This is a genomic window from Microbacterium binotii, assembly GCF_021398715.1.
Classification (GTDB): Bacteria; Actinomycetota; Actinomycetes; order Actinomycetales; family Microbacteriaceae; genus Microbacterium; species Microbacterium binotii_A.
The window spans coordinates 1814343-1828366 of sequence record NZ_CP090347.1; the positions used below are offsets into that span (position 1 = coordinate 1814343).

A 14024-nucleotide genomic window follows, 5' to 3' on the forward strand; every position below is an offset into this window, starting at 1 on the left:
CCTATGGGTGCTGCGCGACATCGTGGATGCCGCGCAGCACCCATTCGTCGTTCTGGCGCACGATCGCCACGATCTGCGACGCCGCTCGCTCGCTCGGATCGTCGGCACGCAAGAGGGTGAGATCCCCGAGATCGTCGATGACCGTCAGCGTTGCGTCGGCGACCGCGGCCGCGCCCGCCGGGTCGGCGTCGATCCGCGCCTCCTGCAGCTTCTGTCGACACGCGTCGTCGCCGCACGCGTTCCATACCGCGAGCAGCGCGCGTGCGGCAGCAACGGGGTCATCCGACGTCTGCGCTGCGGCAGGAGTTTCCGCGGGAAGCACCGTCGCCCCGGTGTCGTCGGCGGCGAGGGAGTCCTCGGACGATACCGGCACGGGTGCGCTGTCATCGGGTTCCGGCCACAGGAGCCCCACCGCGAGCACGAGACCCACGACCCCGATCCCGACGAGGAACACGGGTAGACGGGATCGGGGCGTCTTCGCCGAGGCGGGACGACGCCATCGCTGACGGAGGGCGTCCACGCGCTCTGCGACCAGGTCGCTGAGCGACCCGTCCATCGCCACGGTCAGACGACGCCACGCCGGGGTGGGTCGATTCGCCTCCGCGCGCGCCTGAGCGCGGGTGATCGACGCATCGACGGAAGACCCGTCGATGCGCACGGCCTGCGGCCGCGCCGCGGCGAACAGGTCGTCCTCCAGAGCGGGCAGCCCCCGCACGATACGCGCGGTGTCGGTCACGGCGCCCGCCGCCGCGCTGATCGCGCGTGCCGCTGCTTCATGATCACCGGGATCGAGCTTCGCCATCAGCTGGGCGGCTCCCTCCGCAGCCGTGGGGCCCTCGTGAGCGTGGACGAACAGAGGTGTCCCGGCATTGTCCAGCCACCAGGTGCCGACGCAGGTGCCCCGTGGATGCGCGGACGTCTCCGCCGCGACACCGCGCAGCAGACTCACGGCGATGGTGACGGCCTCGCCCGGCTCCACCGTTCCCCGCCGACGTAACAGTGACTCGAGGGTGCAGCGAACCGCCGGGAGGAGGACCAGTGGTCCCCGCGTCGTCGTGACGACGTCCAGAGGAGCCATGACGTGTTCGCCCGACGCGGCCCAGATTCCAGTGCCCTCGACGGCGGCCACCGGCACCGCGAGTGCCGGCTCGCCCTCGTGGACGACGACGTCTCCACCGAAGGGGGCCGCATCGGCGACGACGGTACGCAGGACCACGGGCTCCAGGAGCGGACGCAACGGGGGCGGTGCGGGCAGGAGCGACGACGACATGCTCCGATCGTGTCTGCCGGAACGGCGCGCCGTGCTCCGAGCGCGGAACGGGATGAGACCAGGTGCGCTGCTCGCGGATGGGGAGAAGAGATCGGACGGCACCGGTAGGCTGAAGGGTATGGCAGCCCGCGATTCCGCACCCGAGAAGCGCCCCGGATTCTTCTCGCAGTTGAAGACCCTCTACCGCTACACCAAGGATGCGTACTCCTGGCTGCCGTACGCTCTGATCGGCATCGTGCTGCTCGGCATCGCCCTCGGCGCGGGCGTCGGCTTCCTCATCCCGCCGTTCGCCATCTGGAGCGTGATCCTCTGGGGCATCACGGGCCTGTTCGCCGGTATCCTCGGCTCGCTCATTCTGACGACCCGCCTGTCGACCACCGCGATGTACAAGCAGATCGACGGCATGCCGGGAGCGGCAGGACGCGTGATGTCCGTGTCGCTCGGTCGCCGCTGGCAGGCCAGCGAGATGCCTGTCGGGATCAACCCCCGCACGCAGGAGGCCGTCTACCGCGCCGTCGGCCGCGGCGGCATCGTCCTCGTCGGCGAGGGCGCGCGCGGTCGCCTGACGCGGCTCATCGCGGACGAACGCTCCAAGGCGCAGCGTGTGGCCTCCGGTGTTCCCGTGACCGTCTTCTACGTGGGTCACGGCGACGACGAGGTTCCGATCGCGAAGCTCGCGAGCACGATCAAGGCCCTGCCGAAGAAGATCGACCGCACCACCATGGCAGCCGTCATCAAGCGGATCGACTCGGTGTCGCAGTCGCTGACGTCGCTGCCGATCCCGAAGGGCGTCGACCCCAACCGCGTGCGGGCTCAGCGCCCCCGTTGATCCTCAGGCGCGGATGAGGATGCTGCCCGCAGCCTGATCGTGCAGGCCGCGCTGGTCGGCATCCCAGACCACCGCGGGGATGACGAGCAGCAGCAGCACCGTCCGGACGATCGGCCGCCACAGACCGATCCATCCGCCGCGGACGAGAACCAGCCGCATCCCGAGGATGCGGTGGCCGGGACTTCCCCCGATCAGCGGGATGAAGAGGATCTGCACGAGCGCGAACACCAGCATCGGCGCGAAGGTCGACAACCCCGCCTCCCCCGGCAGCGCCCACGGGTCGTACCGGAGGAACGCCACGGCGAGGATGGTGGCGCACGTCCAGTCGATCAGCAGGGCGAGAAGGCGCCGTCCGACACGGGCGACGGAGGTCGATCCGGTACGGGGCAACCCGAGGCGCTCACCGGGATAGCTGGACTCGACGGGGGTCTCGGGCATGCATCAACCCTAATCGGGCACCCGTAACATCCCGGAAACATATGGGACACTGGCGAGCAACGCCCGATCGATAGCGTCGGATCAGCCCGCCGTGGCGGGCGGAACTTCCCGAAATGCCCTACCTCTGGAGTCTCCATGTTCAGTGATTCATCCGAGGTGCTGAAGTTCATCAAGGACGAGGACGTCAAGTTCCTCGACATCCGCTTCACGGATCTCCCTGGTGTGCAGCAGCACTTCAACATCCCCGCCTCCACCGTCGACGAGGAGTTCTTCACCGTCGGTCAGCTGTTCGACGGCTCGTCGATCCGCGGGTTCGCGAACATCCACGAATCGGACATGCAGCTCATCCCGGACGTGTCGACCGCGTACCTCGACCCGTTCCGCGAGGCGAAGACGCTCGTCATGGTCTTCGACATCTACAACCCGCGTAACGGCGAGATCTACTCGAAGGACCCCCGTCAGGTCGCCAAGAAGGCCGAGAAGTACCTCGCCTCGACCGGCATCGCCGACACCGCGTTCTTCGCCCCCGAGGCCGAGTTCTACATCTTCGACGACGTCCGTTACGAGGTGAAGCAGAACTCGAGCTTCTACTCTGTCGACTCCGAAGAGGGCGCCTGGAACACGGGCCGCGCCGAAGAGGGCGGCAACCTGGCCAACAAGACCCCCTACAAGGGCGGCTACTTCCCCGTCTCCCCCGTCGACAAGACGGCGGACCTGCGCGACGACATCAGCCTGCGCCTCATCGAGGCGGGCCTCATCCTCGAGCGCGCGCACCACGAGGTGGGCACCGGCGGCCAGCAGGAGATCAACTACCGCTTCGACACCATGGTGCACGCGGCCGACGACATCCTGAAGTTCAAGTACATCGTCAAGAACGTCGCCGAGCAGTGGGGCAAGGTCGCGACCTTCATGCCCAAGCCGCTCTTCGGCGACAACGGCTCCGGCATGCACACGCACCAGTCGCTGTGGAACGACGGGAAGCCGCTGTTCTACGACGAGAAGGGCTACGGCGGCCTGTCCGACATCGCCCGCTGGTACATCGGCGGCATCCTGGCGCACGCGCCCGCCGTCCTGGCCTTCACGAACCCCACGCTGAACAGCTACCACCGCCTGGTGAAGGGCTTCGAGGCCCCGGTCAACCTGGTCTACTCGGCCGGAAACCGCTCGGCGGCCATCCGCATCCCGATCACGGGCACCAACCCCAAGGCCAAGCGCATCGAGTTCCGCGCGCCCGACGCCTCGGGCAACCCGTACCTCGCGTTCGCCGCTCAGCTCATGGCCGGCCTCGACGGCATCAAGAACCGCATCGAGCCGCACGAGCCGGTCGACAAGGACCTCTACGAGCTTCCCCCCGAGGAGGCCAAGGGCATCCCGCAGGTGCCGAACTCGCTGCTCGACTCGCTCGAGGCGCTGCGCGCCGACCACGAGTTCCTGCTGCAGGGCGGCGTCTTCACCGAGGAGCTCATCGAGACCTGGATCGAGTACAAGATCGAGAACGAGATCCAGCCGATCGCTCAGCGCCCGCACCCCTTCGAGTACGAGCTCTACTTCGGCGTCTGACTCCGAGAGCTTCGCGCTCCCACACGAAGAACCGCCCCGGCATGCGCCGGGGCGGTTCTTCGTCGTAGCGGTCAGCCGAAGGAGCCGCTACTCATAGCCGCGATGAGCGCCACGAGCAGGAAGAGGCCGACCGCGATCGCGAGCAGGAGCGTGATGTGGCCGAGGATCATGCCGATGATCGCATTCGTGCGACCGACGCCTCCCGCGCGCTTCGCCTTCGAGAGGCCCGCGTAGCCGAGCGCCACGGAACAGATGCTGAGCGGGAACGTCATGATCACGATGAAGAACCCGAGGAAGGGGATCAGCAGGCTGAGCAGGGATGCGGCGGAGATCGCACCGAGGATCATCGACCACAGTGCGGGGTTGTTTGACGGCGGACCGTCCACCGCCGGCACGGCCTGCTGCGGAGCCGGGTAGCGGGGCTGAGGCGCATGACCGATCGGTGGCTGACCATAACCCTGCACCGGCGGATAGCCCGGTGTCTGCGGGGGCGGCCCGTAGCCCGGTGCGGGTGGATAGCCCGGTGCAGGCGGCGCGTATCCCGGGTACGTCTGCTGCGGTGGCGCCCCGTGGGGCTGGGGTGGCACGCCGGCGGCCGGCTGTCCGGCCTGATATCCGCCGGAGCCGGGAGCCGGCGGCGCCGGACAGTCCGGCTGCGAGGCCGGCGGCCGTTCGCCGACCATCGGTTCGTGGTGGATTGAGCCGTCGGATGCCGCGGAGTGCTGCTCGGACGGCTGCTGCGGATCGGACATCGTTCCCCCGGTCGTCGTCGTGTCGCTGTGCATCGCGCCGGGCGGCGCGAACACGCTCAGCGGTTGCCGTCCAGCATACGGATGCGGATGCCACGGCGGCCGGACCTTGCGCTCCGCACGGGATGACCGTCGCGCACTCTCCGGTGACCGCGGCGAACGAGGCCGCGATCACCGGAGAGTCGGCGGGTTCAGACCGCACGCATCCGCGTACGGAGACCCAGCAGCACGTCGATGACGACGAACGCGATCAGCGGATATCCGACGAGCGGCAGCCACCAGCCGATCAGACCCGCGACCGCGATGACGGAGAGCACACCCCACCAGGGCGCCGCGCGCATCGCACCCCGTGCCGGCGCAGACCCCATCCGCTTCCCCCCACGTGTCGGCCTGCGTCGCCACCACATCGCGTAACCGAGCACGACGAGCGTCCCGATGCCGACGGCGATGATCAGCAGCGCGAGCTGGTTCACCCACCCGAACAGCACTCCCATGTGCAGGTCGATGCCCCAGCGGGCGAGTTTGGCCAGCAACGGGAACTCGGCGAAGTCCACCCGCGAGACCACCTGCATCGTCGCACCGTCGATCGCGACCGCATCCGCCCCCGTGGGGAAGGAGCGCTTGATCTCGGTGACCGTCCACGCGCCCCCGGACGCCGCGGGAGGTTTGATCTCCACCTCGCCCGTGTCGACGTTGATCCGACGTGCGATCGCGAGGACCGCGTCGAACGTCGCGGGGTTCGCCTCCCCCGTCGGCATCGGCGCCGCACCGCCGTGATGGGCCGCGTGCTCGTCCGGGGACTCCTCGGCACCGGAGAGATCCGTCTGGAGCGCCGGCGTCGCTCCCCCGATCGCCGCGCGCGCCGCCGAGACGTTCGCGCCGGCGTAGGTCGACCAGGTGATGCCCGTCGCCGAGAGCATGAGAGCGCCGAGAAGCACCCAGATACCCACGGATGCGTGCCAGCTGAACAGACGCCGGTACCCGCTGCGTCGCACGGCGGGCATCACAAGCTCCCGCTTGACGCGCGCCTTCCGGATGCGCATCACCCACAGCGCACCACCTGCGACCACGATGATCGCCAGCCAGGATGCGGCCAGCTCGCTGTACAGGCGTCCGGGTTCACCGAGGTGAAGATTGCGGTGGAGGTTGGAGATCCACGTGCGCACGGGAAGCGAGCCGCTCGTGCCGTACGCCGTGAGATCGCCGCGGATCTCCCCCGTCCCGGGGTCGACGAAGACGGCCCGCGATTCACTGGCCGCGAGGTCGTCCTCGGCGAACATGACCCGCGTCGTGTCACCCGGTTCCGGCGCCGGACGCACGGCGGTCAGCACCGCGCCCTCGCCGACGTACGTCTCCGCCGCGGTGATCTGCTCCGCGAGCGGCAGCGATGTGGCGGTCGCCGGCGCATGAAGCTCGTGCCCGTACACGAGCTCATCGAGTGTGGGGGCGATCGCGTACAGAGCCCCGCTCGTCGCCGCGACGAGGATGAAGGGACCGACGAGCAGCCCCGCGTAGAAATGGAGCCGCAGAAGCAGCGATCCGAACCATCCGCCGCGGGGACGGGGCGGGCGCGGACGGCCCCGGGGCGGAGAGACGAGGGTGTCGGTCATCGTTTCGCTCCTCACGACAGCAGGGTCTCGCCGATGAATCCGCCCGGCGCGCAGCCGGGCGGTGCCGCGAACACCGCAGAGCCGATGGGCGTCGTCCACTCGTTCAGCAGGTCGAGCTCGTCGAGGCGCCGCTGCAGCGGCACGAACTGACTCGCCACATCGGCCTGGAAAGCGACGAACACCAGACCCGCACGTGAGATCTCGCCGCCCGCGGGAGCGTCGTCGTAGTTGTAGCCGCGCCGGAAGATGCGCTCCCGGCGGTCATCGCTGCGCGCACGGCGCATGTGCGAGAACTCCGGGATGACGGGGAACCCGATGGGTGTCTTCGCCTCGAAGTCCGGCTCGTCGTGCTCGTTCGTCCCCGTCAGCGGCGCACCGTTCGACTGGTAGCGGCCGACGGACTCGTCGCGGCCGGGACGGTCCAGCCTGTCCCACTTGTCCAGATCCATCGCGATGCGGCGCACGACCACTCCGGTGCCGCCGGCGAGCCATCCGCGCTGGTGCCACACGAGCTCGTCGAAGTCGGCGGTTCCGGGTTCGGGATTGGCCGTACCGTCGACCTGTCCGAAGAGATTGCGCATCGTGGTGCCGGGCTTCACCGTGCCGTGCGCACGGCGAAACCCGTTCTGCGTCCATCGGACTGTCGCGAAGCTGCGCGCATCCTTCAGCAGCATCCTCGACGCGTGCGCGAGTGTCACCGGATCGTCCGATGCCACTTGGATCAGCAGGTCCCCGTCGCAGTACTCCGGCTGCAGGCGGTCGATGCCGAAAGCAGGCAGAGGCGCCAGCCACGCGGGAGCGGACCCGCCCGCCACAGCGACGAAGCGCGGTCCGAACGCGAACGTCACGGTGAGGCGGGCGGGTGCGAGCGCGAGCTCGGGCTCGGAGTCGGCGAGGGCCGGCTCGCCCTGCGTCATCCGCGCGGCGTCGTCGCTCAGCGTGCGCATGAGCCGCCGCAGGCCGTCGCGATCGACCTCGGGCTTCAGATCCAGGGCCACGAAGACCGCGTGCGACTGCGCGTCCGTATCGATTCCGGCCTGATGCACGCCGTAGAAGGGCACCGTGGTGTCCCCGTTGAGGGGCGGGACGGCGGACGCCGCGGGGGGCGCCGTCTGGAATGCGGCATCCATCGCGATCGCGGCCGCCGCGCCGACACCGGCGACAGCTCCCCCGAGGAGGAACTGTCGCCGGGTGGCGCGATGCCGAACCGTGGTGTCGTCGGGATCGCGCCGTGACATCAGTGGCTCATCCCGCTGTCGCCGCTCATGTCCATGTCGCCACCCTCGTAGTTCTCGTTCGCCCCGGCGTAGTCCTTGACCGGAGCGGTGATCTGGGAGCTCGTGCCGTCCGCGTACGTGAGGGTGAGGGTGACGTCGTCGCCCGCGACGAGCGGCGCGGTGAGATCCATGAGCATGATGTGGTTGCCGCCGGGGGCGAGGGTGAGACTGCCGTGCGCGGGAATCACGAAGCCGCCCTCGATCTGACGCATGACCATCTGCCCCGACTCGTTCTCGACGGTCTCGTGGAGTTCGACCGCAGACGATGCGGGTGTCGTCGCGGATGTCACCGTGACGTCGGTGTCGCCGCCGTTGTTCAGCTCGCCGAACGCGGCCGACATCCCGGAGTCGGCGGACTTGACCCAGGCGTCGGAGACGGAGATCGCCTCAGCAGCGGTGACGGAGCTCGAGGTCGGCTGGCTCTGGGCGGCGCAGCCCGCGAGGGCGAGTGCGGTGAGAGCGAGCGCTGCGGTGAAGCGGATGCGGGTGGTGGGAATGTTCACAGGGGTGTGCCTTTCAAATGCGGGACGGGCGAGCTCAGTGCTCGGCGTCGTCCGTGCCGCGCGCGTCGGAGCGGCGGCGGAGGAAGAGGATGAGTGCGAAGAGCGCGACGGCGATGCCGGCGCCGGCGGCGCCGATGAACGCGATGCGCAGCGCTCCGGCGTTCTCCTGACCGGCCTCATCGGCCGTCGGCTCGTCTGACTGCGCTGCCTGGCCGTCGGCACTCGGTGCCGTCGGCTGCGCCGTGTGCTCGAGAGGGGTCCCATCGCCGATCGTGAACGGGACGGTGCCCGCGATCGGATGCCCGTCCGACGACACGACGCGCCACCGCACCTCGTACCCTGCCGCCGGCATGTCCGGCTGCAGCTCGACGGTGACGGTCGCGCCGTCCAGCACCGGCTCGGTGGCCACCCAGTCGTGCCCTCCGGCATCGGCGACGATCACCGCCGCACCGGTGTCGAGCACGTCGGCGGAGAAGGTCAACGTGACCTGCGTCGGAGCCTCGGTGAGTCGTTGCCCGGTCTCGGGCGTGGAGGAGAGAAGTTCATCGTGAGCGGACGCGGGGGCGGCCACCGCCAAGACAGCGGCGAACGCCACCACGACCCCCGCGACGATACGTCGCGAGAGGGACATGGGACACCTTTCGACAGCGGCGCGCGCAGGCGCCGCACCACACGGAACGCCTGTCTCGGCGACAGGCGGAAGCGCAGCACACGACGCAAGCGCGTCGCGACAGCGTGATCAGACGGTGTGCAGTCGAGGTGGGCCGCGGCGGGCGATGTCTCGGAGGAAGAGTCTCTGACGGGGCGGACGCTGCCGTGCGCAGGCGACAGAGGGGAAGCGCGGAGCGTCGACGTCGACGTCCGCGACGACGAGCGCCAGGCGGATGCGGAGGCGCACGACCAGGGTGCGCGCCAGCTCGATCAGGGCACGCACGCATCGTTCGCCGCGATGCAGCGCGAGGATCGTCACCACGGCGGCGGCGGCGTGACCGAGCCACATCGCCGGATCGCCGTGCAGGGCGTCGGTCATCCCGACGCTCGAGGTCTGCTGAACGCTGCCCATGCCGTGCATCGCGTGATGCTCCTGGCCCATCCCGGGCACTGCGAAGGATCCGAGGACGAAGAGCGTGTGAAAAAGAGCCTGGCTGAGCGCGACGGCGACCGACAGGCGCCACACCGAGAGGCGACGCCCCGTGAGGACCGTGCAGACGGCGAGCGACAGCACGAACGGGATCAGGATCCCGAGCCACCCCGGCACCGCTCCGCCGGCGCTCACGTGGGAGAGGAGGGCGATGAAGGTCGCCACGGCCGCAGACGTCGTCCCGCGCAAGAGGCGGGGCAGACGGGAACGGCGCACGACCCTATTGTTGCAGCCGGTGAGAGAGACCTCGTCCCACGCGGACCATCAACCGTAGAACTGCTTCTCGAACACGCGTCGAGACAGGCGGGCCGCCCGCATCCAGTCCTCTTCGACCCGCGAGGCCGAACGCGGCGGATACTCCAGCAACCGTCCGATGCCGTCGAGGCGGCGCCGGTCGGCAGGCAGCACGTCGCTCGTCTGCGCCGACAGCAGGGTGTTGGCCGAGCGCAGACGACTGGCGAGTCGCCACGCCTCGTGCAGGCGCGGAACGGCGCTGTCCGGAAGCAGCCCCGCCTCCCCGGCGGTGCGCAGGGCGTCCGTGGTCGATGTCGTGCGCAGCGCCGGCACGGCGTGGGCGTGCTGCAACTGCAGCAGCTGCACGAGCCACTCCACGTCGCTGAGCCCGCCGGGACCGAGCTTGAGGTGGCGTGACGGATCGACGCCCTGCGGAAGCCGCTCGCTCTCCACACGCGCCTTGATGCGTTTGATCTCACGCACGCCCTGCGGGTCGGCGCGCGCGGGGTAGCGAACGCTGTCGGCCAGCGCCGTGAACGCGTCGATGAGTTTCACGCTGCCCGCGACGCCACGGGCACGCAGGAGGGCCTGGGCTTCCCACGACAGCGACCACCGACCGTAGTACTCCGCGTAGGACTCCAGCGACCGCACGAGTGGACCGTTGCGCCCCTCCGGGCGCAGATCCGCATCGAGGTCGAGCGGGACGCGGTGGTCTTCGGAATGGGTGCGCAGCCCCTGGACGAGCTTCAACGACAGTGCATGCGCGCGTTCCGGGTCGACGCCGTTCGCCCGATAGACGTACAGCACGTCCGCATCCGAGCCGAACCCGAGCTCACGCCCGCCGAAGCGTCCCATTGCGATGACCGAGAAGTCGAGTGCATCGTCTTCGGGCGGCACCACCTCACGACGCACGGCCCGCAGGGTGGCCTGGATCGTGACCTCGGTGATCGTGCTGAGCGAATCGGCGAGCTCTTCGATCGTGAGCACGCCGAGGACAGCGGCCATCGCGGTGCGCAGCAGCTCACGTCGTCGCAGCGCGCGCACGAACGGCATCGCGTCGTCGAGGCTGTCGTGCCGCGTCTGGATCGCGCGAGCCTCCGTCTGCAGGGCGACGCCGCTGCGCGGACGCAGGAGTTCGGGGTCGTCGAGCCAGGCCGCCGCTTCGGGGATCCACTCCATGAGCTCGCCGATGTAGCGGGAGCCCGACAGCACCCGGGTGAGGCTCTCGGCCGCCGCCGACGAGTCGCGCAGCAATCGCAGGAACCACGGGGTGTCCCCCAGCCGCTCGCTGATGCGGCGGAAGGCGAGCAGCCCGTAGTCCGGGTCGACCCCGTCTGCGAACCACCGGATCATGATCGGCATGAGGTGGCGCTGGATCGTGGCCTTGCGGCTGATCCCACTCGTCAGCGCCGCAATGTGCCGGAGCGCGCCCGCCGGATCCTGGAAGCCGATGGCCGCCAGACGGTCGTGCGCCTGCGCGGCGGACAAGGTGCGCTCGCCCTCCGGGAGGGCTGCGACGGCGGAGAGGAGCGGTCGGTAGAACAGGCGCACGTGGATGTCGCGCACCTCGCGTTTGACCCGCTCCCACTCTGCCGTGACTCCGGCGGCGCTGTCGGCGACGCCGCTCGCGCGCGCGAGCACACGGCGATCGTCGTCCTTCTCCGGCATGAGGTGGGTGCGACGAAGACCACGCAGCTGCAGTCGGTGCTCGAGCACGCGCAGGAACCGATAGTCGCGGGCGAAGGCCGCGGCCTCGGCGCGCCCGATGTAGCCCTCCGCGACGAGCGCATCCAGCGCGTCCAGCGTGCCCCGCTGACGGATGCGGTCGTCGGTGAGCCCGTGCACGAGCTGCAGAAGCTGCACGGTGAATTCGATGTCGCGGATGCCGCCGGGGCCGAGCTTGATCTGCAGCGGCACCTCCTGCGCGGGGATGTGGTCGGTGACGCGCTCCCGCATGCGTTGCACGCTGTCGACGAAGTTCTCGCGGGCGGCGCTCGTCCAGACCTTCGGCTGCACAGCGGCGACGTACTCGCGACCGAGCTCCAGGTCGCCGGCGAGCGGCCGCGCCTTCAGGAGCGCCTGGAACTCCCAGCTGCCCGCCCAGCGGTCGTAGTAGGAGAGGTGGGACTCGAGGGTGCGTACGAGTGCGCCCTGCTTGCCCTCGGGTCGCAGGTTGGCGTCGACCTCCCACAGCGGAGGTTCGATCTCGATCCCCGAGATGCCCTGCATCGTCTGCACGGCGAGGCGCGTGGCGATGTCGATGAGGCGACTCGCGCCCCACTCCTCCTCGGCGCCGTCTGCGGCACCGCAGACGAAGATGACGTCGACGTCGCTCACGTAGTTCAGCTCGCGGGCGCCGGTCTTGCCCATTCCGATGATCGAGAGCCGCGTCGCTGCGACCTGTTCCCGAGGAAACAGGCCTCCGGGCCTTCCCTGCGAGATGCGGGTGCGGGCCACGCTCAGCGACGCCTCGAGCGCGGCGCCCGCCGCATCCGCGAGGGCCGCGGCGACCTCGGGCAGCACCTCGATCGCGTCCGGCGCTCGCAGGTCGAAGGCCGCGATGCGTGCCAGCAGCCTGCGGTAGCGCACACGCAGTGCGACCCAGGCGGACTCGTCCCCGGATGCGGCGAAGCCGTCCTGCGCCCCGACGGACTCCTGCAGCTCTCGCTGCATCTCATCCGCGCGCGGCAGGATCTCCCCCGCCGTCGCGAGGTCTGCGAGTTCTTCGGGGTGACGCAGGTAGAACTCGCCGAAGCCTTCCGAGGCGCCGAGCAGCAGCCAGAACACCCGGCGCGCGTGCGGATCGCGCAGGGTCGCCGTCACCGCATCCGGGTTGCGGCGTGCGATCCTGCTCGCGCTGCGCAGCGCGCCGTCGGGATCGGCGGCCCGCCCGAGATCGCTGATGACGTCGGAGCGACCGAGCGCCAGCAGCTCGACGAGCTCGTCGAACGCCTGCTCCGCCGCCTCGAGGTCGCCGAGTCCGAGCCGGACGAGGTCCGTTCGGCTCGAGGAGCGCTCCGTGCCGGCCATGGCCGGCTCAGAGCATCTCGAGGTTGCTCTGCAGCTCGAAGGGCGTCACCTGCGAACGGTAGCCCGCCCACTCACGCCGCTTGTTGGCGAGCACGTAGGTGAAGACGGTCTCGCCCAGCGTCTCGGCGACGAGCTCCGACTCCTCCATGTACTGCAGCGCCTGATCGAGGCTCGCCGGAAGCGGTGCGTATCCGAGCGCGCGGCGCTCGGAATCGGTCAGCGACCACACGTTGTCCTCGGCCTCGGGGGGCAGCTCGTAGCCCTCCTCGATGCCCTTGAGACCCGCGGCCAGCATGAGCGCGTACGCGAGGTAGGGGTTGGCGGCCGAGTCGAGGGCACGGTACTCCACTCGCGAAGACCCGCCCTTGTTGGGCTTGTAGAGCGGCACGCGCACGAGCGCCGAGCGGTTGTTGTGACCCCAGCTGATGAAGCTGGGTGCCTCGTCGCCGCCCCACAGGCGCTTGTACGAGTTGACGAACTGGTTCGTCACCGCCGAGATCTCGTTGGCGTGACGCAACAGGCCGGCGATGAACTGGCGGCCGACCTTGGAGAGCTGGTACTGCGCACCCTCTTCGTAGAAGGCGTTGTGGTCCCCCTCGAAGAGCGACATGTGCGTGTGCATGCCGCTGCCGGGCTGCCCGCTGAGCGGCTTCGGCATGAACGTCGCGTAGACGCCCTGCTCGATCGCCACCTCCTTGATGACCGTGCGGAACGTCATGATGTTGTCGGCCGTGGCCAGCGCGTCGGCGTAGCGCAGGTCGATCTCGTTCTGTCCCGGGCCGCCCTCGTGGTGGCTGAACTCGACCGAGATGCCGAGGTCCTCCAGCATCCGCACCGAGCGGCGGCGGAAGTCGTGGGCCGTTCCGCCCGGCACATTGTCGAAGTAGCCTGCGGAGTCGACCGGCTCGGGGCCGGCCGGACCGTAGGTCGAGGACTTCAGCAGGTAGAACTCGATCTCGGGATGCGTGTAGAACGTGAATCCGGCATCCGAGGCCTTCGCGAGCGTGCGCTTGAGGACGTGACGAGGATCGGCGACCGCGGGCTGGCCGTCGGGGGTCGTGATGTCGCAGAACATGCGCGCGGTCGGGTCGATCTCACCGCGCCACGGCAGGATCTGGAAGGTCGTGGGATCCGGATGGGCGAGCAGGTCGGACTCGAAGGTGCGCGTGAGGCCCTCGATCGCGGAACCATCGAAACCGAGGCCCTCGGTGAAGGCTCCCTCGACCTCGGCGGGGGCGATCGCCACCGACTTCAGCGTTCCGATCACATCGGTGAACCAGAGTCGGATGAACTTGACGCCGCGCTCTTCGATCGTGCGCAGTACGAAATCGCGCTGCTTGTCCATGCTTTTCCTCCCGGCCCCGCGGGGCCCGATCACGTGGT

Annotated in this window: 12 protein-coding genes; 2 read left to right on the forward strand and 10 right to left on the reverse strand. The window is 69.4% G+C overall.

Annotated features, from left to right (window positions below; translation table 11 throughout):
• Position 1: 1 nt before the first annotated feature.
• Positions 2 to 1270 carry a hypothetical protein gene (locus LXM64_RS09105; protein ID WP_234072949.1) on the reverse strand — a complete coding sequence of 423 codons (1269 nt, stop codon included), beginning with the start codon at positions 1268 to 1270 and terminating at the stop codon, positions 2 to 4.
• 118 nt (positions 1271 to 1388) lie between these two features.
• Between LXM64_RS09105 and LXM64_RS09110 the strand changes: the two genes are divergently transcribed.
• Positions 1389 to 2099: a DUF4191 domain-containing protein gene (locus LXM64_RS09110; protein WP_234072950.1), complete on the forward strand. Its 711-nt coding sequence runs from the start codon at positions 1389 to 1391 to the stop codon at positions 2097 to 2099.
• Positions 2100 to 2102: 3 nt separating this feature from the next.
• Here the strand turns inward: LXM64_RS09110 and LXM64_RS09115 are convergent, their stop codons facing one another.
• Complete coding sequence (locus tag LXM64_RS09115) at positions 2103 to 2537, reverse strand: RDD family protein (protein WP_137416891.1); 435 nt, start codon at positions 2535 to 2537, stop codon at positions 2103 to 2105.
• A gap of 135 nt (positions 2538 to 2672) precedes the next feature.
• Between LXM64_RS09115 and glnA the strand changes: the two genes are divergently transcribed.
• On the forward strand, positions 2673 to 4097 hold the full coding sequence (gene glnA / locus LXM64_RS09120; RefSeq protein WP_137416890.1) for a type I glutamate--ammonia ligase: 1425 nt from the start codon (positions 2673 to 2675) through the stop codon (positions 4095 to 4097).
• Between the two features lie 71 nt (positions 4098 to 4168).
• Here glnA and LXM64_RS09125 read toward each other — a convergent pair whose 3' ends face one another.
• The 8 genes from LXM64_RS09125 to LXM64_RS09160 form a co-directional block, all read right to left on the reverse strand.
• Positions 4169 to 4903: a DUF4190 domain-containing protein gene (locus tag LXM64_RS09125; protein WP_234072951.1), complete on the reverse strand. Its 735-nt coding sequence runs from the start codon at positions 4901 to 4903 to the stop codon at positions 4169 to 4171.
• Positions 4904 to 5037: 134 nt separating this feature from the next.
• Complete coding sequence (locus LXM64_RS09130) at positions 5038 to 6456, reverse strand: PepSY-associated TM helix domain-containing protein (RefSeq protein ID WP_234072952.1); 1419 nt, start codon at positions 6454 to 6456, stop codon at positions 5038 to 5040.
• 11 nt (positions 6457 to 6467) lie between these two features.
• Positions 6468 to 7694, reverse strand: coding sequence for a Dyp-type peroxidase (locus LXM64_RS09135; protein WP_234072953.1), 1227 nt, complete (start codon positions 7692 to 7694; stop codon positions 6468 to 6470).
• Complete coding sequence (locus LXM64_RS09140; RefSeq protein WP_234072954.1) at positions 7694 to 8236, reverse strand: copper chaperone PCu(A)C; 543 nt, start codon at positions 8234 to 8236, stop codon at positions 7694 to 7696. The genes LXM64_RS09135 and LXM64_RS09140 overlap by 1 nt, the downstream gene beginning before the upstream one ends.
• Before the next feature lie 34 nt (positions 8237 to 8270).
• Positions 8271 to 8867, reverse strand: coding sequence for a copper resistance CopC family protein (locus LXM64_RS09145; protein ID WP_234072955.1), 597 nt, complete (start codon positions 8865 to 8867; stop codon positions 8271 to 8273).
• A gap of 108 nt (positions 8868 to 8975) precedes the next feature.
• Entirely contained in the window at positions 8976 to 9593 is a 618-nt protein-coding gene (locus tag LXM64_RS09150) for a hypothetical protein (RefSeq protein WP_234072956.1), read from the reverse strand.
• Between the two features lie 48 nt (positions 9594 to 9641).
• Complete coding sequence (locus LXM64_RS09155; RefSeq protein WP_234072957.1) at positions 9642 to 12641, reverse strand: bifunctional [glutamine synthetase] adenylyltransferase/[glutamine synthetase]-adenylyl-L-tyrosine phosphorylase; 3000 nt, start codon at positions 12639 to 12641, stop codon at positions 9642 to 9644.
• A gap of 7 nt (positions 12642 to 12648) precedes the next feature.
• Entirely contained in the window at positions 12649 to 13986 is a 1338-nt protein-coding gene (locus LXM64_RS09160) for a glutamine synthetase family protein (protein WP_137416883.1), read from the reverse strand.
• Between the last annotated feature and the right edge of the window lie 38 nt (positions 13987 to 14024).

What these genes read in the sequence shown, in the direction of transcription:
- LXM64_RS09105 (WP_234072949.1), bottom strand. Translation starts at nt 1,270, where the DNA reads ATGTCGTCGTCGCTCCTGCCCGCACCGCCCCCGTTGCGTCCGCTCCTG.
- LXM64_RS09110 (WP_234072950.1), top strand. Translation starts at nt 1,389, where the DNA reads ATGGCAGCCCGCGATTCCGCACCCGAGAAGCGCCCCGGATTCTTCTCG.
- LXM64_RS09115 (WP_137416891.1), bottom strand. Translation starts at nt 2,537, where the DNA reads ATGCCCGAGACCCCCGTCGAGTCCAGCTATCCCGGTGAGCGCCTCGGG.
- glnA (WP_137416890.1), top strand. Translation starts at nt 2,673, where the DNA reads ATGTTCAGTGATTCATCCGAGGTGCTGAAGTTCATCAAGGACGAGGAC.
- LXM64_RS09130 (WP_234072952.1), bottom strand. Translation starts at nt 6,456, where the DNA reads ATGACCGACACCCTCGTCTCTCCGCCCCGGGGCCGTCCGCGCCCGCCC.
- LXM64_RS09135 (WP_234072953.1), bottom strand. Translation starts at nt 7,694, where the DNA reads ATGTCACGGCGCGATCCCGACGACACCACGGTTCGGCATCGCGCCACC.
- LXM64_RS09145 (WP_234072955.1), bottom strand. Translation starts at nt 8,867, where the DNA reads ATGTCCCTCTCGCGACGTATCGTCGCGGGGGTCGTGGTGGCGTTCGCC.
- LXM64_RS09155 (WP_234072957.1), bottom strand. Translation starts at nt 12,641, where the DNA reads ATGGCCGGCACGGAGCGCTCCTCGAGCCGAACGGACCTCGTCCGGCTC.
- LXM64_RS09160 (WP_137416883.1), bottom strand. Translation starts at nt 13,986, where the DNA reads ATGGACAAGCAGCGCGATTTCGTACTGCGCACGATCGAAGAGCGCGGC.